The sequence below is a fragment of the Symplocastrum torsivum genome, from assembly GCF_059505465.1.
In genome coordinates this window covers 80,654-103,907 of sequence record NZ_JCACKQ010000012.1, presented here as the reverse complement: position 1 = coordinate 103,907, position 23,254 = coordinate 80,654, and the positions used below count along the sequence as shown (strand labels likewise).

Here is a 23,254-nt window from a genome sequence, read left to right as displayed (position 1 = left end):
CCTGATAAAATTCTCGTAAATTTCCTGAAGCATTCCATCAATTCCTGCTATTCCTTTCCAGCCAAAATTAGAGTGCCTTTTTCAAGGCTCCCTCTCGTTTCATCACTTGAGCGATGAAACGTTTACTCTGATCAAACTGGCTAATTTTAGGCTTGTGCTTGTCTTACCTCTCGGTAGTTACAGGGCAACTACCCTTATTGATTCGCTACCCTGACTGTATCGCCATCTTTGAGAAAACCTGCTCCGGCTACCACCACGCGATCGCCTGGTTGCAAACCGCTTCTAATCTCCACATTTCCATCATTGACAACTTCCCCTACTTCTACCTTTCTCGCTTGTACTTTGCCTTCACCCGATAGTAGGAATACTGTTGAACTGCCATCCGGTTGGGGGAGAACTGCCTTACTTGGTACTGTTACACCAGTTGCTGTTGTTGTTGTAATTGCAGCACGGGCGAACATCCCAGGACGCAGTAAGTTCGTTTGCGGTATGTCAATACTGACTGTTGCTTCACGGCTTTCGGCATTGACTAAAGGCGCAATTTCTCTAACTTGTCCCGACAGGCGAACACGGTTATCAGTATCGGAGGTAATTGTGGCAGGCGCACCAATCCGAACTTGCGGTAGTTGCGTAGCGGGAACCAACGCCTCAAGTTCCAAAGCACCGTTGCCGATAATAGAAAATAGTTTTTGCGTTCCGTTACTGACATCCCCAATCTGAGCCGTTTTTTCAGCAACCACACCACTAGCAGGGGCGCGAACAACCGTTTGTCCTAGCTGTGTTTGCAGTTGTTGAACGGTTGCTACACTGCTACGGACATCAGCTTCAGCGCTACCAATTTGTGCTTCGGCACTGGCAACAGCTTCTCTGGCAGTCGCCGCCGTTGTAGCACGGGTTTCCAGTTCCTGACGACTAATTGCACCGTTTCTTGCTAAAGTTTGATACCGTTGGAGATTGCTTTGTGCTTCTGCGAGTGTTGCACGGGCTTGCTGCAATGCCGCTTGTCTTTGCTTTACAACGGCTTGATTTGAGGCAACATTCGCTTGTCCGCCAGCCAGTTGCGCCCGCAACACCGAATCATCAAGAACTGCCATCACTTGTCCGGCTTTGACAGCTTGTCCCTCTTCCACCAAAATTAGCTTAACTTGTAAGCCTGTTGCCTGAGGGAGAACAGGAATCAAGTTACGAGCGGCAACTGTACCCGTAGTTGCTAAGGTACGGGCAATAGGACTCGTTTGTGCTTGGGCAACAGTGACAGTTGAACTGGGTTGTGCTGCTTGCTGTGTATTATTTTCCGTCTTACCCGTTGAGGGTTGGCGAGACAGCAGTGTTCCCGCGCCAGCCGTAAGCGCAATGCCGACACCGATGCCAATTGCCACACCTTGCCATGCTGTGAGCTTTCCCCTCTTCCGGCGAGGCGGTAAGGATTCATCTAGCTCATCCCACGTTTCATCGAGCTGATCGGCTGGTATATCTTCTGAGGATTTATTGGTCATGGCGTTCCTACCACGTTCTGACCTAGTGGTGTCAGGTGCAATGCAAAGAAATGCAAATAGCTTCTTTAACTATGATGCATCATCGGGAGAAAACGTTAACATTCTGTACCTCTGATAACGAATTGGCGAAGTAGTTTAGAACGCAGGAGTTAATGTCACAAGGCGTCCTCTTCTTTAGGAAACAGGAAACGGCTAACGCGATGTACCAATGTGGTGGATACCGAAAACAGCGTGAAACCAATTAGCGGATGTGCGATCGCTAGTGGAATCGGAGTTTTGAGATGAATCGTCAGAAATTGCAATCCCAACAGGACTGGTAGACTGGCTGTGAGGCTTTGCACTCGGCGAGGAAGGGTAATCCGATATGCCCATACCAACAGAATCAGGGACAAGCCACTGTCTTTTGACAAAATCCTCTGTTCAACGCCATTCTATTGATTAGGATTGGGCAAACCATCATGGCAAATTCGCTGCAATTTCTGTTTCAAGCGATCGCTCAGGCGCAGGATGAGAGAGAACTGCGTCAGTCTGTGATGGTAACGGTCGGCGAGTATTTCACCGCGACCCGTTGGGGACTCAGTTTCCTGGATGAATTTCCTGCGATCGATGCCAATACTCCAGGCATGATCAGATTGGCGTTATCGCTCGACCACAACCCTGTCTTGCGTTATCTAGTGGAACGTCACGCCCCAGTGCATGAAGAAGTGATTTTGCCGCCCGGAGTCTGGAAAACCATATGTCCCCGTGCAGATCATGGGCATGTGATGATTGGACCAATTGTCCACAGTGGTAAACTTGTGGGCGGCATTGCCTTCACCCGCCATCGAGACTATCCCGCATTTGATGCTCAGAATCTGGCAGATTTAAGTGCCCTCTGTCTGCATCTCTCGTCTCGATTAGCAGATTTGAGATCTCAACCCGTTGCAATGACTTCATTGAATTGCAAGCGGTTAACACCCCGCGAAGCTCAAATTGCAGAACTCGTAGCGCAAGGGTTAACCAGTGCAGAGATTGGTGCGGTGCTGTGGATTACAGAGAACACGGTGAAGCAAGCGTTGAAGCGAATGTTTCGGAAGTTGCAGGTTTCCTCTCGTGCTGAAATGGTAGCTCAACTGTCTGGCAGTCAATTAGCGCGATCATGCTGAGCGATCGCACTCAAGGCTGCTAGCAATTAGGTTCTTGGCTCATTAATTACACTGGCAACAATGGGCTTAAGGTAATTTCTAAATTACTAGAATTTCCTGTGAATTTGATTTGACGCTATAAAAGAACCTTAGCAACTAAACCCATATGAAACTTGCGATCGCACAACTCAATCCGACAATAGGTGACCTTACGGGCAACGCTCAACAGATTCTGGAGACGGCAAGACTTGCGGCAAATCAGGGGGTACGCCTCTTACTCACACCAGAAATATCCTTGTGTGGCTATCCACCACGCGACTTACTGCTAAATCCAGCTTTGGTGGAAGCAATGGCAACTACCCTGCAACAACTGGCAGAACAACTGCCGTCATCCCTTGCTGTTTTAGTGGGGACAGTGACACCAAATCCAAACGCTCATGTCGCTGGTGGCAAGCCACTCTTTAACAGCATCGCCTTGCTAGAACAGGGCGTAGTGCAGCAGATGTTTCACAAACGACTGTTGCCCACCTACGATGTCTTTGACGACAATCGCTACTTTGAACCAGGGCTTCAGGCTAATTCTTTTACCCTTGATGGTGTCCGTATTGGTGTCACCATCTGCGAAGATTTGTGGAATGATGAAGAGTTTTGGGGCAAGCGGAATTATGCCGTTAATCCGATTGCAGACTTAGCCCACGAGGGTGTAGATATCATCGTTAATCTATCAGGTTCACCTTATAGTGCTGGTAAGCAGCAACTCCGGGAGTCGATGTTGCGACATGGTGCTGTCCGTTACCAGCAACCTATCGTTTACGCCAATCAGGTAGGGGGTAATGATGATTTGCTGTTTGATGGCAATAGTGTCGCCTTTAACCGTGCCGGTGAGATAGTCTGTCATGCCCGTGCTTTCGAGACAGACTTAGTAATTTTGGAATTTGATGAGCAAGAGCGAGATTTGCTACCGACAACAATAGCACCCGCACCTACCAGTCTTGATGAGGAAATTTGGTCAGCATTGGTACTGGGCGTGCATGACTATACTCGTAAGTGCCGCTTTAGTAAGGTTGTGATGGGCTTAAGTGGTGGGATAGATTCGGCATTGGTTGCTGCGATCGCATCTGTTGCATTGGGACGAGAGAATGTATTGGGTGTCCTGATGCCTTCTCCTTACAGTTCCGACCATTCGGTTAAAGATGCCCTTACCCTCGCCGCTAATTTAGGCATCAAGACGCACACTCTGCCGATTGGCGAGTTGATGCAAGGATATGACCATACCTTAGAATCGCTATTTGCTGGGACTGAGTTTGGCATTGCAGAGGAGAATATTCAGTCACGAATTCGAGGTAACTTGTTAATGGCGATCGCCAATAAGTTTGGCTATCTCCTCCTCTCCACAGGTAACAAGTCAGAAATGGCAGTCGGTTACTGCACCCTCTACGGCGATATGAATGGTGGCTTAGCTGTAATTGCCGATGTTCCCAAAACTCGCGTTTACTCCCTGTGCAAATGGCTCAATACTAGCGGAGTGGTGAAAATTCATTCAAATCAGCAACAAGAAATTATCCCAAGCAACATCCTCACCAAGCCTCCGAGTGCAGAACTTAAGCCGGGGCAAGTTGACCAAGACTCTCTCCCGTCCTACGACGTTCTAGATGATATCCTGGATCGGCTGCTTCACAACCATCAAACACCTACTCAAATTGTTGATGCGGGTCACGACCCTAATATTGTTAACAAAGTACTGCGGTTAGTTGCTGGGGCTGAATTTAAGCGTAGACAAGCCCCTCCGGGACTAAAAGTTACTGACCGTGCCTTTGGTACTGGTTGGCGGATGCCAATTGCGAGTCGCCCTTTACCTGTAAGTAGTGAGCAATCAGAAACTACTAAAAGCCTTCCTCAAACACTTGCTTAATGGGTACAGGGGGAAGGGGAAAAGAGAGATTAATCCTTTCCCCTTTACCGAATCAGTATAATTAAGCAATTTTCCTATTCAAAGCTAGCGAAATTAAGCTAGCTGTCACGGTTTAACGACTAAGAGGAGTGGCGGCATTGTAACTATTATGTAACTGACAGAGACATCAAATTAACGCTTTCAAGGAGCTTGACAACTTCTAAAGCAGCTGAGTTTATAAGATTAGTCGGCAAAAATTCCAGCACACTAAAGCCAACTATATCAAAACTGTCTTTTAAAGAAACTAACAGATTTTTGAGTCTGTCTATATGTATTCCACCTGGTATCGGGCAAGCCACATAAGGAAACTCTTCAGGCTCGATAACATCTAAGTCAAGATGGATGTACAGTTTATCAAAACCAGCTTTCTCCAACGTTGAGAATAGCGGCTCATACTCCCTATCATTAATTACCTTGGCTGAGAACACAGATAAATCGCTTTGCTGAATAAAACTTCTTTCAGGTAAATCGAAATCTCTCGATCCAATAAGAAATACTTGATTTGAACGTAATGTTGAAAAAGCTTGCTCCACAATATCCGTTTTACCTTCCCCTAGTAAAACGCGCAATGGCATTCCATGAAAATGAGAACTAGGGGATGAACTTGGCGTGTTTAAATCTCCGTGAGCATCTAACCATAGGACAGCTAAGGCTTTGTCGTATCTCTTGTTGAGGAAAGAAACGGGGGCAATTTCAACACCGCAATCTCCTCCAACTGTTAGGATACGTTCTGGATTATGAGTTTGTATAACTCTACAAGCCTCTAAAAGTTGGGAAAAAATTTGGCTGTATCCAAGAATGCTCTCATCAATGGTTAGTGAATAAGTTAGAGACGTAGAAATCTCAGTAAAGGAAATTCTATGGTGCAGAGATTCGTAAAGAAGCTTGGCACCCTCATACAGCTCAAACTTTCCTGAACCCTGCCACTGTGGGAAGAAGAGGTTCAAGGTTTCATGTAAAAGCTCTGACATGGATGGCTCACTTGATGCTAAATACTACTTCACCTTGCCCACCTAACGAATAAAAAATGTATTTATTTCTCTTTTTGTAGCTTGCTAATCATAGCGGTATTCCTTTTGAAGAATATTTTTATAAAAACCATAAGGTATTTCTATATTCAATAAACTTATTATTTTAAATAATTAAACATAAAATTAAATAATAATTTAATATTTTTGGCAGTAGTGGGCTTGACAGAAAGGCAGATTAGCTTGCCCCACCGCAGGGTGTTTATAAAACCATGTATATCTAAGCAAATTTTCCACAAGTGACTCACTCCCCGACTGGTCAAGAGGTACAGGCATTGCTGAAACACAGCGAAGAACGCTTTAGCGCTTTAGTCGCTAATATTCCGGGGGCTGTGTACCACTGTGCTTACGACGAAGCTTTAGGGCGATCGCCTTTACGAACGATGGCTTTCTTTAGCGAAGCGATTGAAGAGATTTCTGGCTATCCGCCGAGTGATTTTATCAATAATCGTGTGCGATCTTTTACCAGTATTATCTACCCCCAAGATCGGGCGCGAGTTGAGCAGGCTGTTCGACAGGGTATGCAGGCTAAACAGCCTTATGTTATTGAGTACCGGATTGTTCGAGCTGATGGCAGTTTAGCTTGGGTTTATGACAAAGGACAAGGCATTTTCAGTGAGAAGGGGGAGGGAGAACCACAAGAGTTGCCTCTACAGCTCAATGGGGTCATTTTGGATATTACTGATCGCAAACAAGCTGAAGCCGATTTGCGGTGTACCCAAACGTTCCTGAACTCTGTTGTTGAAAATCTACCCCTCGGAATATTTATTAAAGATGCCGTTGATTTGCGATTCATGTACTGGAACAAAGCCAGTGAGGAAGTATTTGGCTATTCCAGAGAAGACGTGCTGGGCAAGAACGACTATGATTTTTTACCACAAGAGCAAGCGCGATACTTACGTGCTAAAGACCGACAAGTGCTAACCGGAGGCAAGCTGGTAGAAAGCCGAGATGTCCCCCTGATGACACCCCATCATGGAGAACGGCGCATACATACAAAGAAAATCCCCTTGCTGGACGACAGTGGTACTCCCCGGTATCTGTTAGGGATTTGCGAAGACATCACCGAGAGTAAGAAAGCTGAGGAGGGACTGCGGGAATCAGAAAATCATTACCGCCGCATCTTGGAAACGGCATCAGAAGGCATCTGGATGTTCGATGTGGATAGCAAGACAACCTTTGCTAACAGCCGCATTGCCGAGATGCTGGGCTATACCGTGGAGGAAATGGTGGGGCGATCGCTTTTTGAATTCATGGATGAAGACAGTCGAATTCTAGCGCAAGCTTATGTAGAGCGCCGCCGTCAAGGCATCCACGAACGACATGATTTCAAATTCCGCCGCAAGGATGGCTCTGATTTGTGGGCAATTGTTTCGGCTACGCCAATTTTAGATGCGGCGGGTGAGTTTGTTGGTGTCTTGCGGATGATTACAGACATTTGCGATCGCAAGCAAGTCGAGGAGGCACTACAAGCCTCGCACCAGCAATTAGTCCACATCCTAGAACGAATCACCGATGCCTTTTTTGCCCTCGATCATCAGTGGCAGTTCACGTATCTCAATGGAGAAGCCGAACGGATTTTTGGACGAAATCGGGAAGAATTGCGAGGGGTAAATATTTGGCAAGCATTGCCAGAAACGGCAGATACGATCGTTGAACAGCAGTACCATAAAGCCAAGCGAGAGCAAATTCCTGTCATTTTTGAAACGTTCTGTTCGCAGTGGAATAGCTGGTTTGAAGTGCGTGTCTATCCCTGTGCAGAAGGGCTTTCCGTTTTCTGGCGTGACATTAGCGATCGTAAACAAGCAGAGAAAGCACTCCAAGACAGCGAACAGAGATTCCGTGCCACCTTCAATCAAGCGGCGGTTGGCATTGCTCATGCAAATTTAAAGGGTGAATTTCTCCGCATTAACCAAAAGTATTGTGACCTCTTAGGGTATACCCAGGAGGAAATGTTGACACAAACTTTCCAGGATATTACCCACCCAGACGACGAAGATGCCGATGTCTCCCAAATTTCTCAGCTATTAGCCGGGAAGATTCAGATGTACTCTATGGAGAAACGCTACATCACTCGAAGTGGTGCGTTTATTTGGGTTAACCTCACTGTCTCGTTGCGGCGTAGTTCATTCGGCATCCCGAAGTATTTTATTGCAGTGGTGCAGGATATTAGCAATAAGAAACAAGCAGAGGAAGCCTTGCGGCGATCTGAGGGCGAGTTGAGAACCAAAAATCAACAGCTTCAGCAAACCTTGCACCAACTCAAACAAACCCAAGCCCAGCTAATTCAGAATGAAAAAATGATCGGTCTTGGTCAAATGGTTGCGGGTATTGCCCACGAAATCAACAATCCCATTAGCTTCATCTACGGGAATATCGCCTACGCCCGTGAATATGCCTCTGACTTGCTGCACCTAGTACAACTTTATGGCAAATACTATCCGGAACCTATACCACAAATCCAGCAACAGATTGCTGCACTTGACTTGGAGTTCATAAAAGCAGACTTCCCCAAACTGCTTGAGTCAATCAAAAAGGGAGCGAAGCGCATTCGTACAATTGTCCTTTCTCTACGCAACTTCTCCCGTCTGGATGAAGCAGACATGAAGGAGGTTGATATTCATGAAGGCATCAGTAGTACCCTGCTAATCTTGCAGCATCGACTGAAAAAAGACCCTTCATCGCCTGAAATTCAGGTAATCCAAGAGTATGGTCAATTGCCTCTGGTTGAGTGTTATCCCAGTCAGCTCAATCAGGTGTTTATGAATCTCCTGAATAATGCTATTGATGCCCTAGAAACACAGCCTTGTTCGCCAATGATTGTAATCCGTACCGCAGTCAAGCATGAAGGCGGAGCCATTCATCCTTCCCATGTAATGATTAGAATTTCTGACAATGGTTCTGGTATCCCAGAAGATGTGAAACAACGTATTTTTGACCCCTTCTTCACCACTAAACCTGTCGGTGTCGGCACGGGTTTGGGACTATCGATCGCTCACTCAATTATTGTTGAAAAACACGGTGGCCAGCTAACTTGTATTTCAACACCAGGGCAAGGAACAGAATTTGCGATCGAGTTGCCCATACAGCCAATATAGTATCTACAACCACCAAGCTAACCTTAAATTGCCACAATGATAGCTGTGCGCCCCTACGGGGGATATGGGAAGACTAAGATTATGGCTTACGGAATGGAGATAGAAATCCGTGCGAACCAGTGATCAAATTAAGGCAGAAATCGAGGAAAAATTTGGTTTCTTCCCTCCTTTCTTTGCACCAGCACTAGAAACTCCACAGGTGATGGAAAACTTATGGCAACAAACACTTTCGGCTTACGTTGGTAATCCTCTATCGCCTCTTTTCAAGGAAAAGATCTCTGCGTACCTCTCACGTTATTGTCCTGTTCCTTACTGCATGATTTGCCATAGTTGTTCTTTACGCCCTCTAGGAGTCAGGGCACGGGAGGTACTGCAACTGTTGGAATCACCACCGCCAACGGAGGCTGAAATTGATGAACACCTCAGTCGGTTAGCTGCCTATCCGGATGGCTTGGCGATTTTACCAGAAGCGAACTCAGCACTAGAAGAAAGTCTCCTCTACTGTTCAATCTTTATTGCTATGGAACGAGAGGAGGCTGAGTACTGCCGGAGTCAACTTCGCCGCATTCTGGGACAAGTCAATTACCAGCACTTAATTTCGTTTATCGCTTATGTGAGGACTTGTCATGCGTGGATGGAAGCCCACCCGGAAATTGCCTATCAATACGAATCTGACAAGCGAGTGCAGGAGCATTTAGGACTACTACTGGCAGACGAACCTACTTTAATTGACTTTTTTGATAACTACACCGAGACAGTCAAGCGTGAACGCCAAACCAGGGCAGAACGAATGGCGACAATCGCAGAACGCAAGCGGAATGAAGAAGCCTTGCGCCAGAGTGAGAGGAGGTATCGCTCTGTCGTTGATGGCATCAAAGAGGTAATTTTCCAAACCGACATGACGGGTAGATGGACGTTTCTCAATCCAGCGTGGAGTGAAATTACCGGATTTTCTCTTGAACAAAGCTTAGGTAAAGCGTTGATAGACTACGTTCACCCAGATGATTGTCAACTTAGTCGGGAGCAATTCTACTCCTTAGTTTCAGGTCAAAAAGACTACTGTCGCTTTGAAGTTCGTTATCTAACAGTAAACGGTGGTTTTCGCTGGCTCGAAGTTGAGGCGCGGTTAACTCTCAATCCTGACAGTACCCTTCTTGGTACGTCCGGTATCCTTTATGACATCACTGAGCGTAAACAGGCAGAAGAAGAAATTCGTAACGCGCTTCAAAAAGAAAAGGAACTGAATGAACTCAAATCTTGCTTCGTCTCTACCACATCCCACGAGTTCCGCACTCCACTCACAACAATTTTAAGTTCGGCCCAATTGCTGGAACACTATAGCCAGAAATGGAGTGAGGACAAAAAACGCAGCCATCTCCAGCGTATTCAAAATATGGTTCAACACATGACTCAATTGTTGAACGATGTCTTACTCATTGGCAAAGCCGAAGCAGGTAAATTGGAGTTTAATCCAACTCCCCTTGATTTGGAACAGTTTTGTCTGAATTTGGTGGAAGAGTTCCAATTGGGAAAAGCCAGCACCCAAGATGCCACCACGAGAGCTTCTGTTGTCTTTGTGTCTGGGCAAAACCTCAATAGCGGTGCTTCAGGAGAGCTAGCGTTGCTTAGTAAGCCAGTATCCACTTGTATGGATGAAAAATTGCTGCGGCACATCTTTAGCAATTTGCTCTCAAACGCCATCAAATACTCACCAAGTGGCGGTACTGTACGGTGGGAACTGAATCTAACCGATACAGAGGCAATCTTCCAGATTCAAGATCAGGGTATTGGTATTCCCCCAGAAGACCAAGCACGATTGTTTGAATCGTTTCATCGAGCAAGCAATGTCGGTCAAATCCCTGGTACGGGATTAGGACTGGCAATTGTTAAAAAGGCAGTAGATTTACACAAGGGAACGATTCAGGTTAGGAGTGAAGTTGGAGACGGCACTACGTTTATAGTCACTTTGCCGTTGCCGTAAAACTATCGACCTCCAAATTTTCAACGGTTTTGAGTGCCGAATGAGTGACGAAGCTAGCCTATTCGTTGCTTTAATTGACTTGTTGAGAAGGAAGTCCTTGCAATCCGACTGAAGTCAGTAGTTTATTAAAAGCATTTGTCAGATCATAGCTATTTGGGCGATCACGTTGTAATTCAACTAAAGTAGCCAGCGTCTCATACCATAGCCGCTTGTTTGCATAGAGAGCGATACGCTCTTGGGGTGTTGCTTGTTGGACTCGACGTGCAAGAGTTGGGTCAGGTTGAACTCGCTTAATTCCACCACCAGCAAAAACATCTAGAGAACGGTCTGTCGGATTACAAACTAAAGCTACTGTCCAGAAGTACTCCTGATTTAACTTCAATGGAGGTAAGTTAGCAAAAGCAGGAAGACTAAGACTCATGATGCCGGGAGTACCGATAACTGTGTTATCAGTAGACTTCGCCAACGTATAGGTAGTCGAGTAAATCTCCTCTTGATTGGCATCTTGCAACATAAACTCTAGCTGGCTTGCTACTGTTTTGGGCATATACCAGAAAACGGTTGGATACTCAGCGATAGTTTCTCCTATCAAAGAAGCTGGAACTAAAGCAATGAGTGAATCATTACCTTGGATACACTTGGCACCCCGTGTACCTCCACCCTCCCTATTCACCGGAAGAGAACCACTAGTTGGTGGGGTGAAAGTATTTTCCCAGTCAGTTGGCAACTTGCCACTGATTGAGTCAGTTCTCAATTGAGGTTGCATTTGTGCAGGAGTATTGACTGCAATCCCTATTGCTAAACTCACCGCTAGCAGTGTCGTTAGAATTATGAACCGTGATGAGCGTTTAAACCAAGCCATAAGCTATGCGTTCTCTAGAAAGCAGGGTCTTTTTATTAAGATGGCAGAACAAAAGCCTAATGACAAAGTTTGTATGTAATTTAAGTCACACAACTTTAAATTATCCTCTCTATAGGGTTATTGAAAATTAACACTTTTCTTAATTTATAAAGCTTAATCTTCAATGACTAGGAAGAAAATTAATATCAAGGTAGTAATTTCAACTGAAATGCCAAAATTTGCTAAAAATTAGGCAATCTACTGGCATCTATCGTTTCCTAAATAGTCATAATACTGAACTTTCTTATGTATATTTTTTAAGTAACTAGGCTAAATCTACGTATGTCTACCCCCCAAGTTGTAGCCTTTAGACAACAGCGTAGAAGCTGACAATAGATAATTCTTGCTCTAGGTAGATTCAAGAATGTTTTGTGGAGCCTATATACTACTCAAGCCCGCCATACTTCCATGTTGGCTTGTAATAGGACTCATTATATGCCTTCCCCTCTAAAGTATCTTAGCTTTGCAGTAGCTACCTTGATTTTGACCTTCATTTCTGAGCGATCGCTCATTGGCGCGACTGTTAACAACGTTGCTTATCGCTCACTCGCACTTTCCGAGCAAACTAATTCTAGGTTGCCCGTACAAACGTCTGACTCGGAGGCAGAGCGACTATTTCGAGAAGGTGTTGAGCAGTTAGGTAGAGAGCAAAGGCTAGAAGCAAGACAGAGTTTCGAGCAAGCTCTGGACATAGAGCGGAAATTGGGTGAACCCGAAATCGAGGATGAGGCTAGTAGGATACAGGCTATTGAAGAACTCCGAAGCTGGGTATCAATTTATACTCCCCTCAAAGACGCAAACGACACTGTTGAATTTTCTAAAACAACTCTAGCGCTAGCACGGGAACAAAAAGACCGTGATAAAGAATTAGAAGCCTTAATCACGCTAGGGGATGCTTACATTTCTTTAGGCGAATATGAGCAAGCTGTAGAGTCTGCCAGAGCTAGCGTGACTCTTGCCCAAGAACTGCAAAATCTTCAAGCTAAGGCATCCGCTTTCATTACGTTAGCCAGCGCTTATGAGTCCCTCGCTTCAAGTAAGAGTGAGTATCAAAAAGCCACAAAGGCAGCAATCTCAGGCTTGACAACAGCGTGGAAAATCAAAGACCACTTTTCAGAAATGAAAGCACTAGCCATTCTTAGTAGTGTTTATAGCTCAATCAGTGAGGAGCAGAACGCTATTATTTTTGCCAAACAAGCTTTAAAGGTTGCGAAGCTAAACAATATTTCTAATCCGGTTGCACCTCCGTTATTAACACTTGCAGGTGTTTACCTCAAGGAACAAAACTACCAAAACGTAATTGCATCAACCGAGAAAGGAATTATTTCTTTACAAGATCTGCAACAGCCTGAGACAGAAGGTGCCGCTTCAGTAATGCAGAGTTTGGCTTATTTCGCAACAGAAAACTATCAACAATCTCTTGACTTGGCAGAACGTGGACTCGCGATCGCACAAGACGTTGAAAGTCCATTAGTTGAAGCCTTAGCTCTGATTGGTTTGAGCTTAAATTACTCCGAAGGCAGAGATTTAGAAAAAGCGCTTGAGCTGATTAATGAAAGTCGGAGTATTGCCCAAGAAAAAGATAACCCTGAGTTAGAAGCATTAACGCTGGAAGTTCGCGCCGAAATCTACAGAAATGCACAACAAAAAGAATCTGCGATCGCATCTTATCAAGAAGCCCTTTCAATTACAGATAGCTTTAGTGCTTTAGCAGGTATCGCTCGCCTTTACCAGGAATCCAACCTGTTAGCAACCGCTATTACTTATTACAAGCAAGCCGTTAACAAGAATGAAGCACAAGAACGTCGGGTGATTCCTGGATTACCCAGTTGGCTAGAAGAATCGTTTGGGCAAGGAATTCAAAATATCAATGGATTGCAAAGTACCGAAGTCTATCGCTCCTTAACCAGCTTACTGCTACTAGAAAACCGCAGGCTAGAAGCTCAGCAAGTCTTAGAACTCCTCAAAGGGCAGGAGTTACGCGAATATACAGGTGACCCTAAAGTCAACTTTACAGAAAGCGGTGAACCTGCCAGTTTGACCATCACACCTGCCGAAGAGCAGATTATTAGGGAATATGGTAGCTTAATCAGCTTTGGGTATCAGCTCAATGAATGTCAGCAAACTGATTGCTCCCAACTGGAGGAACTGCTGGAACAACGGGAGAGTTTAACAAAGCAATATTATCAAGCAATTGGGCGGCTAGAAACAGTTATTCAGGATAACAAAGAAACGGATGAAGCCTTCGTTGACCCTAGCCAGTTTGCTCTCAAAGCCCAAAGCATTGTTGAAGCTCAACCGAATACGGTACTGATTTATCCTTTGGTAATGGAAGATAAACTCTGGCTTTTGTGGGCATCCAAAGGCGGTATTCTCAAAAGTGTGGAAGTTTCGGGTGTCAGTCAAGCAGAGTTGGAAGTTACAGCTTTAAGGTTTCGCCAGTTATTGCAAAATCGTCTTTCCAATCTTGAAGAGGTGCAAGCGACAGGAAAGCAATTGTATGACTGGCTGGTCAAACCGTTGGAACAGGAACTACAAGCGAATAATATTAAAAATCTTGTGTTCTCGCTAGATCGCTCAGCTCGTTATATACCAATGGCAACGCTGTTTGACGGGGAAAAGTACCTAATTGAAACCTACAGCATTTCAACCCTGGTATCAGCCAATTTGACCAAGACACAATTGCCCATACAAGAGCAAAAGCTAGCAGGACGTCCCTTCAACTTTCAGCGTGTTAATGCTAGCGCAGGAGAACGCATTCCAGCGATTCCAGATCAGCAAGAGATGCGGCTGCTTGCAATGGGAGTATCGGAAGCGGTGGGAGGATTTCAAGCCCTGCCCAGTGTGATAGACGAGTTAGATGTGATCGTGCGGCGAGATAGTCTTGATCCCAAGGGAATTTATCCAGGTCAAGAATTCCTCAATCAGGACTTTAACTTTTTTACTTTACGAGACAACTTACTGAATCACGAGTTGCTACATATCGCGACTCATAGCGAATTTGTACCTGGACGAGCGAATCAGTCCTATCTACTACTGGGTACAGGTGAGAAGCTGGCAATTCCTACTATTAAAACTTGGCTCGATTTGCGTAATATCAATACCGTGGTGCTATCGGCTTGTGAAACCGCATTGGGCGGCCCCGGATTGGATGGTAGAGAGATTGCTGCCATTGGCTACTACTTTCTCAAAAGCGGAGCAAGCAATGTAGTTGCCTCGTTATGGAACGTGGATGATCAAAGTACGCGCATTTTGATGGAGCAATTTTATGAAAACTTATCCAAAGGAACGCCAGACTCACCTGTAATGAAAGCCAAAGCCCTCCGTCAAGCCCAACTGCGACTACTCAATGGCGGCAATCCAACCGATCCAGGTTTATCTCGATTGGGTCAAGCACCAAGGGTGAATGCCCCGCAGCGATCGCAATCTGCTGAGCAAGAGGAAGAAAATCTCCCACCCACTTCTAACACCTCTAACAGGAGTCCGTTTCGCCATCCTTACTATTGGTCTCCCTTCATTCTCATGGGGAGTGGGATGTAGGATAGCAGAAAGCCGTCAGCTACCAGCTATCAGCTATCGGCTTTTTTGTTTTCCCTGCTATGTCTCTTGTTTCACACACCTCCCGCTGTACCTCATCTCTCCAGGAAACCGCTATAACGCTCTTCGTGCCGGGTTGTCTCAAAAACCTCGTAGCGTCCCTTCCCTAATGCCTTTGCACGATACAACGCTGTGTCTGCATAACGCAGAAAGTCTTCTGGTTTTTCGTAATCAGTTGTACAGGCACCTTGAGGCACTTCTTGACTAAGGACGATGCCAACACTCGCTGCTGCGAAAACCTCGTGTCCATCCAAATGAAATGGTGCGCTTAACTCGTGATGAATCCGCTCAGCGACACAGATTGCGGGGTTAATATCTTCAATACTTTCAAGCAGGATGGTGAACTCATCTCCCCCTAAGCGGGCTACAGTATCTTCTGTACGCAGACAGGCTTCTAAGCGACGTGCGATCGCAACTAGCAACTGATCTCCTACCAAATGCCCCAAGCTATCGTTAACTATTTTGAAGCGGTCTAGATCTAAAAATAAAACAGCAAATCGATACTCAGGGTGTCGTTTAGCTCGCTCTACAGCATGGCTCAAGCGATCCATAAACAATGCACGGTTTGGCAATCCTGTCAATAAGTCATGAAACGCTCGTTCATGCAGCTGTTCTTTCGCCAGCTTTCGCTCTGTGATATCTTCAACCGTGCCTTCGTAGTACAGCAGCTCACCCGTGTGAAGGTCGCGAACTGCACGGGCATTTTCTGCAATCCAAATCACACTACCATCTTTGCGATAAACCTGAGCTTCAAAACCGGAGACAGCATCGTTTTCTTGCAGCAGACGAGTAAACTCAGCGCGTCGGCACGGCTCGACATAAAGCTGATGCCCAATATCCGTCAAACGTGCCATCAGTTCGGCAGGAGATGAATAGCCATACAACCGTGCCAGCGCCGGATTGGTACAGAGGTAGTATCCATTAACCGTCGATTGGAAAATCCCTTCCAAGGCATTCTCAAAAATACTGCGATATTTTGCTTCAGCTTGTTGTAAGGCTTCTTCAGAACGTTTGCGCTCCGTGATGTCGGTGATGAAGCCTTCAATACTTAGAGCCTTACCCGTACTATCAAATACTCCATGCCCTTTTTCCCACACCCACTTCTCGTGACCGGATTTTGTGCGGATACGATACTCCACTACATACGGTTGTTTTTGAGCCACACCTGTCTTAATCGCTGCCAAGACGTTTGGTAAGTCTTCCTCGTGAGTAATGCTATTGAAGGAAACTGCCCGATTTCCCATCAATTCTTCACTTTTGTAACCAGTAAGCATCAGGCAGCCTTCACTCAGGTAGGTCATCGAGCCATTAGGGTCGCTTGTACAGGAGAAGACTATTCCCGGCAGAGCATCAATCAAACTTGCAAGGCGGCGCTGACTCTCCCGCAAGGCTACCTCGATTTGCTTACGCTGAAGTACAGCGCCTAACTGAGCAGCTACGGCTGTAATTAGCTCTACCAATCGTCGGTCTTCTTGACGGGATTCAAACATGAAAAAGGTCAGCACTGCCAACACTTGGTCATCCGCCAGAATCGGCACACCAAACCCTGCTTTCAGTCCATAGCCTTTTGCCACACGGGAGCGAACAAAAAAGGTATCTGGCTCAAGAGAAACATCTTGAATCCACACAGGTTGCTGCAATGACCAAACTTGTCCTGGCAATCCTGCATTCGGTGCAAACGTAAAGTCTTCACTGTAGTGCTGAAAATCACTCAAGGGATTAGGAAGTGGGTGAGGCTGATTCTCAGAGGTTACCTCCAAAAAGCTCTGATCTCTATTCCCTTGCCTACTGCACCAAGCTGTTGAAAATTCTAAAACTGTGCCGTCAGCACTTTTTACCCAAGCTTCCCCAAAATCCCAGCGAGTTGCTTCACAAACCTTATTCAGAGCAACAGAGAGCGCCGATTGAAAATCAGGGGCTTCACTAATCGCTTGGGTCATAGTTTGCAACAGTTGAATTTCTTCTTCTGCCCGCTTGCGCTCTGTGATATCTAACATAACCCCTTGAAGGAAAAGAGGTTGACCCGCATCGTCAGTTATCACGACAGCCTCATCTCGGAGCCATACGACTGCGCCTGTATGAGTTAGGAGACGATATTCCCGGACAAAGGATTCACTTGGAGTATGGCTATGAGCCAACTGCGCTAATGCGTGGTGCCTGATAGCGGCTTCACTTTTGCGATCGCTAGGGTGGAGTCGTTGATACCATAAGTCAGAATTCGCCCACCACTCCATCTGGGAATATCCCAGCAGGGCTTCGATTTGGGGGCTGATGTAGAGTGTGGCACTCGTTTCATCAAGCGCCGCAATATAGGTAACGGCTGGAATTCGCTCTACTAGCTCGCGATATTTGGTTTCTGATGCCCAGAGCACCTCTTGTGCTTCGAGTTCGGTAATGTTGGTCAAGATACCCATTGAGCCAACAGGCTTTCCTTCGGCATCAAAAATTGGAGTACCACTGATCAAGATTGATAGGACTGCTCCTGACTTTCGCCGCATCTGGATTTCGTATTTGTCGTAAAGCCCTTGCTTGCATTGTTCACTTTTTGTTTGCAAGAGGTTATGGTCAGCTTCAGTAGCGGCAAGGTCTTGTTCGTATCTCCCAATCAACTCGTCCTTGGTGTAGCCCAAGATTTCGCAATAACGGTCATTTACAAACTGAATCCGGTTGTTGTTATCGACAATTACTACTCCCTCATTCATCCGTTCGATGAGGGTGCGGTATTTCAATTCACTTGCCCGTAGTTCTTCCTCTGCACGTTCACGATCTTCGCTTTGCTGCTGTGGTTCGCTGTTGTTTGTGGGATCAAAGGCAGTGACGAGGTTCACTGGTCGCTGCTGGAGTACCTCAGTTGTTTGCTTGTAGTCAGTAACATTATGAAAGAGTCCCAAGAGTGCAGGTTCGCCGTCAAAATCTAGCAATTGTAGTGAGACAGAACACCACAGGGGTGTACCGTCTGTATGCTGCATTCTGAGTTCGTAATTGCGGAGGTTTCCTTGAGTAGCGAGAATGTCTAGTATTCTCTGTCGGTCTGTTGGGTTGTGGTAGAAGTCTAAGGGTTGCTGAGAATTTCGCGATCGCCAAATATAAGCGTCAGCGCCTTCACTCATTAGTTCGACAGCCAGACCAAAAGTAGTGCAATAATCCTCGTTGGCGTACAAAATAACACCGTCTGCTAACCGGGAAACAACTAAGGGCGCTGGTATTAGCTTAAATAGGGCTGAAATCTCACCCCCTATAGTTGATGTCTTGGGTGTATCTGAAAAAAGTTCCAGCCTAGTCGTCGCTGGTTCCACTACTATCATTTGCTCAAGTAAGCTATTGTGCCTTCTCTTTAAACGCTCCACGGCTTTTCGCTTTTCAATGTGTTGTGGATTAATGCCATCTTCCAATTACTGAGATTTTGCTGCAGTCTCAAATCGCCAATCTTGATAAATTTGGCAGCATTCCTAACGATAGATAGCACAGTGAAGTAATGAAGTTTTTGACGTAAACCGTAGGAGGCAAGGTGTCTCTAACGCTTAGGGAGCAATCCTGCAAAATCTGTGTATGCTGAGCTAGCCTCAAGAGGTTTCGCTTGATTGTTGACGGTTAGGAGTTGGTACGGACTAGACATCGCCTTGACTCTGAATTCATTGATTCAGAAGCTAAAACGGTCAATTCCTTCCCTGGCTACGTTTCACTTCTCCCGTTTGGATGCAGAATCCTGTATTCTAACTCCCTGACTCAACCCGTGTTTATTAACGCGCACCCAGTTATTAGACGTAGTTGCATTCAGTCGTAGTATCTGACAATGGGAAAACGGAGAATAGGGTGCTATGCTCTCGTGCATCGCCGCATTTCTCCATCTGGAGCGTCGAGTACTACCTTTTAGTGCAACTTGATATAACTGATCAAACAATAATTACACTATGTCAACCCTTGGTAAACAGTTAAATAGATTACAGTTTTTGCCAACACTGATGAGCTGCACTTCAATTTAGACCTAGGCATTACTAGAAGATACAAGTAAGCTTTAACTCACGGCTGTTCTATGTGATTTAATAATTTTTTTAACAAGTTATTTGGTTGAATGCAAAAAGATTTAATTCTTAACAAACGACACCTGACTCCTTACCTATTTTTATTGCCTGCCCTGTTGGTGCTGGGGCTAAGTGTCTTTTGGCCGGCTTTACAAGCTTTCTATTTGAGTTTTACGCAATACGAATACGATCTCACCCAGGCACCGACGTGGATAGGTTTAGCCAACTTCCAACGCCTCTGGGCAGATGCCGTTTTTTGGCGAACCTTGGGAAACACATTGCTGTATCTGCTAGGTGTTGTGCCAATTTTAGTGGTCGTTCCTCTATTTTTAGCCGTTTTGGTAAACCAGAAGCTACGAGGAATTAGCTGGTTTCGGGCTTCTTTTTATACACCTGTAGTGATTTCTATGGTTGTAGCGGGGATTGCCTGGAAGTGGCTTTATGCAGAAACAGGTCTTTTTAATCAACTGCTCAAACAACTGGGTTTCGGCACAGGTATTCCTTGGTTAACGAGTCCCGATTGGGCGATTTTTAGTGTGATGGCAGTAACCGTGTGGAAGGGATTGGGCTACTACATGGTGATTTACCTGGCTGGCTTGCAGTCAATTCCGGCTGAACTGTATGAAGCGGCTGCAATTGATGGTTCCGATGGCTACTTGAAGCACTGGGACATCACAGTGCCATTGATGCGACCTTATTTGGTATTGGTGGCAGTGATTTCTGCAATTTCTGCGACAAAGGTGTTTGAAGAAGTCTACATCATGACTCAGGGGGGGCCACGTAATAGTTCTAAGACGGTTGTTTACTATCTATATGAGCAAGCATTCTCCGATTTAGAGATGAGTTATGCTTGCACGATTGGATTAGTTTTGTTTTTGGTGATTTTGGGCTTGTCGATTTTGAACCTGAAGCTTTCCCAAGAACGCGATCGCCAAACCTCTACGTTGAGTACAGTCACTAAGGGAGGTTAGGGGGGATCGCCACATAAGGCAGCTCGGCAAGCTCTTAATATTTACTCGATGAATCACCTCCAACTCGACTACTTGCGATCGCTTTTCATCACTGCCTGAGTTTTCCCTTGCCAATTAGTGTGATCCGAGCTAGCAATCATCTCTAAATTAGCAATGCGCTCTTTGAACTCCTTAACCCGATCAGAGGCTTCATTGCGAGTCTGAGATTTTTTGTCAGAGGATTGCCAAACTGCCACTGTACTCACAGCCGCCGCAGAAACTATAGCGATAGAAATAACGGTTCCATGGTTAGTGTCATTTGAAAGCGGAAGACAAAGCGCCAACATCCCAGTAGCGAATCCCCAAATTATTGAGGTTGCAGGTAGACGGATATCCATAGAGCTTTTTGAGGCTTTTTCAGATGGCAGTGTCATGGATTTGTCCTCATATTGGCGGTTTGGCTAGCAATTTATCAAACAATACTATTTAGGGGAGTCTACCAAAGACAGACTTAGGAAGCTGTCACCGGAGGCAGTAGCACCACAATTATGTAGGTTGGGTTGAGTTTACGAAAAACTATCACTGAGTAAGCCTTTTTTAGGCAAGGCTGACGCTCTCCCAACCTACAATCTCTTCTAACTGAGAAGTCTTGGACTGAATTCTACTTCGGCCCCATGCCGATTTTCCCGGCATAGACAGCGCGATCGCCTAATTCATCTTCAATTCTCAACAAGCGGTTATACTTGGCAACTCGTTCGCTACGGCACAATGAACCGGTCTTAATTTGACCGGCACGGGTAGCTACTGCTAAATCTGCGATCGTTGTATCTTCCGTTTCTCCAGAACGGTGGCTAATCACTGAGCGGAAGCCATTACGGGTTGCCAGATCAATCGTTTCTAGGGTTTCCGTCAAAGAACCGATTTGATTGAGTTTAATCAAGATCGAGTTAGCCGCATTTAACTCAATTCCTTTTTGCAACCTTGTCGGGTTCGTAACAAAAAGGTCATCACCAACTAACTGAATCCGTGAACCTAATTTCTGAGTCAGTAGCTGCCAATTCTCCCAATCCTCTTCATGCAACCCGTCTTCAATCGAAATAATCGGGAACTGTCCTACCAGTCCATCCAGATAATCAATAAATTCCTGTGGTGAGTGAGATGCCCCATCGTAGACATACTGACCTTCTTTATAGAACTCACTCGCCGCGACATCCATTGCTAAGGCAATTTCTTCCCCTGGCTTGTACCCAGCCTTTTCAATCGCCGCAATCAGCAATTCCAACGCTGCTTTATTGGATTCCAGGTTAGGAGCAAAGCCACCTTCATCACCAACACCTGTCAGCAACTTCTTATCCTTCAAAACCTTGGCTAGTGATGCAAATACCTCAGCCCCCCAACGTAATGCCTCCCGAAATGTCTCGGCACCCACAGGCACAATCATGAACTCCTGAAAATCCACATTATTATCCGCATGGGCACCACCATTGATGACATTCATCAACGGCACGGGCAATACATTAGAAAGTGGCCCACCCAAATAGCGATAGAGGGGAAGTGCTAAGTCATCAGCCGCCGCCTTAGCTGTTGCTAGCGAGACAGCGAGTATTGCATTTGCGCCCAAGTTCTTTTTGTTTGGGGAACCATCTCGATGAATCATTTTCAGGTCAACCGAGGCTTGGTCAAGTGCATCCATCCCCAATAATTCAGGAATAATTTTCTCCTTAATATTCCGTACCGCAATCAGTACCCCTTTACCGCCGTAGCGCCGTGAGTCATCATCCCGCAATTCGTGAGCTTCAAAGGTACCCGTCGAGGCTCCACTAGGAACTTGAGCTAATCCTACTGCACCTGTCGCCAAGCGCACTTCTGCTTCAACAGTGGGGCGTCCCCGTGAGTCTAAAATCTCTCTGGCATCAATCGCCTCAATGGCAGTTTCTGGCTTGTCTAACATATATCCTCCTGTACTTAGCGCTGATGGCAACAGTGCTTAACTAACTAGCGACAATCGAGAATAGATTATCCCGGTACGGTATTTTGTCAAATAGCTTTGCCCAAAACACCTGAAAAAAACATTATTGCCGCGTTTAGGATATACCGTGAATTGGCAACCCCGAACCATCTTTAATGATGTTTAGCGATCACAACTGTTGCATTCCCTACCAATTAGTAGGGATTTCCCCTGATAACGTTCTCGGATGGTAGCTCTCTTTACAATGGGCAGTAGAGTGAGAAATCTAATAAGGAGTTGAGAACAGCTCATGCGAATGCTACATACAATGCTGCGAGTCGGCAATCTTGATGAATCTCTCAAGTTTTACTGTGATGTCTTGGGGATGAAGCTGCTTCGCAAAAAAGACTATCCAGGCGGCGAGTTTACCTTAGCATTTGTTGGTTATGGGGATGAGTCTGACCACACTGTCCTCGAACTAACCTACAACTGGGGTACGGATAAGTACGATCTAGGTAATGCTTATGGTCACATTGCCCTTGGTGTTGATGATATTTACGGCACCTGTGCCCAAATTCGATTAAAGGGTGGAAAAGTAGTCCGTGAGCCAGGGCCAATGAAGCATGGTTCAACGGTAATTGCTTTTGTTGAAGACCCAAATGGCTACAAGATTGAGCTAATCCAGCTAGGAACTCAAGGTTCTGCCAAACAGCAAGAAGCTGCTGGTGCAGCAAGCAGTTAGTCCCTTTCTAGGAGTTGGAGGCTGGCAATTGGGGATTGGGATTAGGTAAAGCTATTCTCAATTGTTAACGCAACAGTGCTTATTCACGGTTCCTGCTACACTATCTAAAGAAAAAAAGAGCCACGAGGTGACTCTCTCAATTATCAGGGTGCATCTACTAAGCACAGTATAGCAGTAATGGGATGAAGGGTGTCACCCCCTATTTAGAGAAATAGTTCACTCAAAAGTGTATTTGAGTAGAAATAACTGGAGACGTGCTACGGTGCGTCTTTTTGTTGAACATGAGCATTGACGAGCAAAGAACCAAAGTCCATCTTTTGACAGTGGTCAGGTAAGCTAAACCTTACTGTAATAAAAGTAATAAAACTTATAAATATGCCTGAGTAGCAGGACTCTGATCAAAAACCTGCTGCGCT

14 protein-coding genes are annotated in these 23,254 nt (G+C 45.6%); 7 read left to right on the top strand and 7 right to left on the bottom strand.

Annotation, left to right across the window (positions count from 1 at the left end):
- Positions 1-194: 194 nt before the first annotated feature.
- Both AC5JL3_RS04215 and AC5JL3_RS04210 read right to left on the bottom strand, forming a co-directional pair.
- Positions 195-1,496, bottom strand: a complete 1,302-nt coding sequence (locus tag AC5JL3_RS04215) for an efflux RND transporter periplasmic adaptor subunit (protein WP_496073280.1) — start codon at positions 1,494-1,496, stop codon at positions 195-197.
- A 155-nt stretch (positions 1,497-1,651) separates the two neighbouring features.
- Positions 1,652-1,906 carry a hypothetical protein gene (locus AC5JL3_RS04210; RefSeq protein ID WP_496073279.1) on the bottom strand — a complete coding sequence of 85 codons (255 nt, stop codon included), beginning with the start codon at positions 1,904-1,906 and terminating at the stop codon, positions 1,652-1,654.
- A gap of 48 nt (positions 1,907-1,954) precedes the next feature.
- Here AC5JL3_RS04210 and AC5JL3_RS04205 point away from each other — a divergent pair, with 48 nt between their 5' ends.
- Together AC5JL3_RS04205 and AC5JL3_RS04200 are read left to right on the top strand one after the other, a co-directional pair.
- Positions 1,955-2,641: a helix-turn-helix transcriptional regulator gene (locus tag AC5JL3_RS04205; RefSeq protein ID WP_496073278.1), complete on the top strand. Its 687-nt coding sequence runs from the start codon at positions 1,955-1,957 to the stop codon at positions 2,639-2,641.
- Between the two features lie 145 nt (positions 2,642-2,786).
- Complete coding sequence (locus AC5JL3_RS04200; RefSeq protein ID WP_496073277.1) at positions 2,787-4,532, top strand: NAD+ synthase; 1,746 nt, start codon at positions 2,787-2,789, stop codon at positions 4,530-4,532.
- 146 nt (positions 4,533-4,678) lie between these two features.
- Here the strand turns inward: AC5JL3_RS04200 and AC5JL3_RS04195 are convergent, their stop codons facing one another.
- Positions 4,679-5,542, bottom strand: coding sequence for an arginase family protein (locus AC5JL3_RS04195; protein WP_496073276.1), 864 nt, complete (start codon positions 5,540-5,542; stop codon positions 4,679-4,681).
- A gap of 296 nt (positions 5,543-5,838) precedes the next feature.
- Between AC5JL3_RS04195 and AC5JL3_RS04190 the strand changes: the two genes are divergently transcribed.
- Positions 5,839-8,697 (top strand): PAS domain S-box protein, encoded by a 2,859-nt coding sequence (locus AC5JL3_RS04190; RefSeq protein ID WP_496073275.1) that lies wholly within the window; start codon positions 5,839-5,841, stop codon positions 8,695-8,697.
- Positions 8,698-8,806: 109 nt separating this feature from the next.
- Positions 8,807-10,678, top strand: a complete 1,872-nt coding sequence (locus AC5JL3_RS04185) for a sensor histidine kinase (RefSeq protein WP_496073274.1) — start codon at positions 8,807-8,809, stop codon at positions 10,676-10,678.
- A gap of 70 nt (positions 10,679-10,748) precedes the next feature.
- Here AC5JL3_RS04185 and AC5JL3_RS04180 read toward each other — a convergent pair whose 3' ends face one another.
- The gene (locus tag AC5JL3_RS04180) at positions 10,749-11,540 is read right to left on the bottom strand and encodes a DUF928 domain-containing protein (protein WP_496073273.1); all 792 of its coding nucleotides are present in this window, start codon (positions 11,538-11,540) and stop codon (positions 10,749-10,751) included.
- Positions 11,541-12,014: 474 nt separating this feature from the next.
- Here AC5JL3_RS04180 and AC5JL3_RS04175 point away from each other — a divergent pair, with 474 nt between their 5' ends.
- Positions 12,015-15,119 (top strand): CHAT domain-containing protein, encoded by a 3,105-nt coding sequence (locus AC5JL3_RS04175; RefSeq protein ID WP_496073272.1) that lies wholly within the window; start codon positions 12,015-12,017, stop codon positions 15,117-15,119.
- A gap of 92 nt (positions 15,120-15,211) precedes the next feature.
- On the opposite strand, the gene AC5JL3_RS04170 is transcribed toward AC5JL3_RS04175, so the two are convergent.
- On the bottom strand, positions 15,212-18,568 hold the full coding sequence (locus AC5JL3_RS04170; RefSeq protein ID WP_496073271.1) for a PAS domain S-box protein: 3,357 nt from the start codon (positions 18,566-18,568) through the stop codon (positions 15,212-15,214).
- Positions 18,569-19,248: 680 nt separating this feature from the next.
- Here AC5JL3_RS04170 and AC5JL3_RS04165 point away from each other — a divergent pair.
- On the top strand, positions 19,249-20,169 hold the full coding sequence (locus tag AC5JL3_RS04165) for a carbohydrate ABC transporter permease (RefSeq protein WP_496073270.1): 921 nt from the start codon (positions 19,249-19,251) through the stop codon (positions 20,167-20,169).
- A gap of 68 nt (positions 20,170-20,237) precedes the next feature.
- Here AC5JL3_RS04165 and AC5JL3_RS04160 read toward each other — a convergent pair whose 3' ends face one another.
- Both AC5JL3_RS04160 and eno read right to left on the bottom strand, forming a co-directional pair.
- Entirely contained in the window at positions 20,238-20,582 is a 345-nt protein-coding gene (locus tag AC5JL3_RS04160) for a hypothetical protein (RefSeq protein WP_496073269.1), read from the bottom strand.
- A gap of 227 nt (positions 20,583-20,809) precedes the next feature.
- Positions 20,810-22,099, bottom strand: coding sequence for a phosphopyruvate hydratase (eno, locus tag AC5JL3_RS04155; protein ID WP_496073268.1), 1,290 nt, complete (start codon positions 22,097-22,099; stop codon positions 20,810-20,812).
- A 307-nt stretch (positions 22,100-22,406) separates the two neighbouring features.
- On the opposite strand from eno, the gene gloA reads away from it, so the two are divergent.
- Positions 22,407-22,838, top strand: a complete 432-nt coding sequence (gloA, locus tag AC5JL3_RS04150) for a lactoylglutathione lyase (protein ID WP_192218311.1) — start codon at positions 22,407-22,409, stop codon at positions 22,836-22,838.
- Positions 22,839-23,254: the final 416 nt, after the last annotated feature.

Coding starts and splice junctions, on each gene's coding strand:
- gloA (WP_192218311.1), top strand. CDS start 22,407: ATGCGAATGCTACATACAATGCTGCGAGTCGGCAATCTTGATGAATCT.
- AC5JL3_RS04195 (WP_496073276.1), bottom strand. CDS start 5,542: ATGTCAGAGCTTTTACATGAAACCTTGAACCTCTTCTTCCCACAGTGG.
- AC5JL3_RS04180 (WP_496073273.1), bottom strand. CDS start 11,540: ATGGCTTGGTTTAAACGCTCATCACGGTTCATAATTCTAACGACACTG.
- AC5JL3_RS04165 (WP_496073270.1), top strand. CDS start 19,249: ATGCAAAAAGATTTAATTCTTAACAAACGACACCTGACTCCTTACCTA.
- AC5JL3_RS04200 (WP_496073277.1), top strand. CDS start 2,787: ATGAAACTTGCGATCGCACAACTCAATCCGACAATAGGTGACCTTACG.
- AC5JL3_RS04175 (WP_496073272.1), top strand. CDS start 12,015: ATGCCTTCCCCTCTAAAGTATCTTAGCTTTGCAGTAGCTACCTTGATT.
- eno (WP_496073268.1), bottom strand. CDS start 22,099: ATGTTAGACAAGCCAGAAACTGCCATTGAGGCGATTGATGCCAGAGAG.
- AC5JL3_RS04160 (WP_496073269.1), bottom strand. CDS start 20,582: ATGACACTGCCATCTGAAAAAGCCTCAAAAAGCTCTATGGATATCCGT.
- AC5JL3_RS04215 (WP_496073280.1), bottom strand. CDS start 1,496: ATGACCAATAAATCCTCAGAAGATATACCAGCCGATCAGCTCGATGAA.
- AC5JL3_RS04205 (WP_496073278.1), top strand. CDS start 1,955: ATGGCAAATTCGCTGCAATTTCTGTTTCAAGCGATCGCTCAGGCGCAG.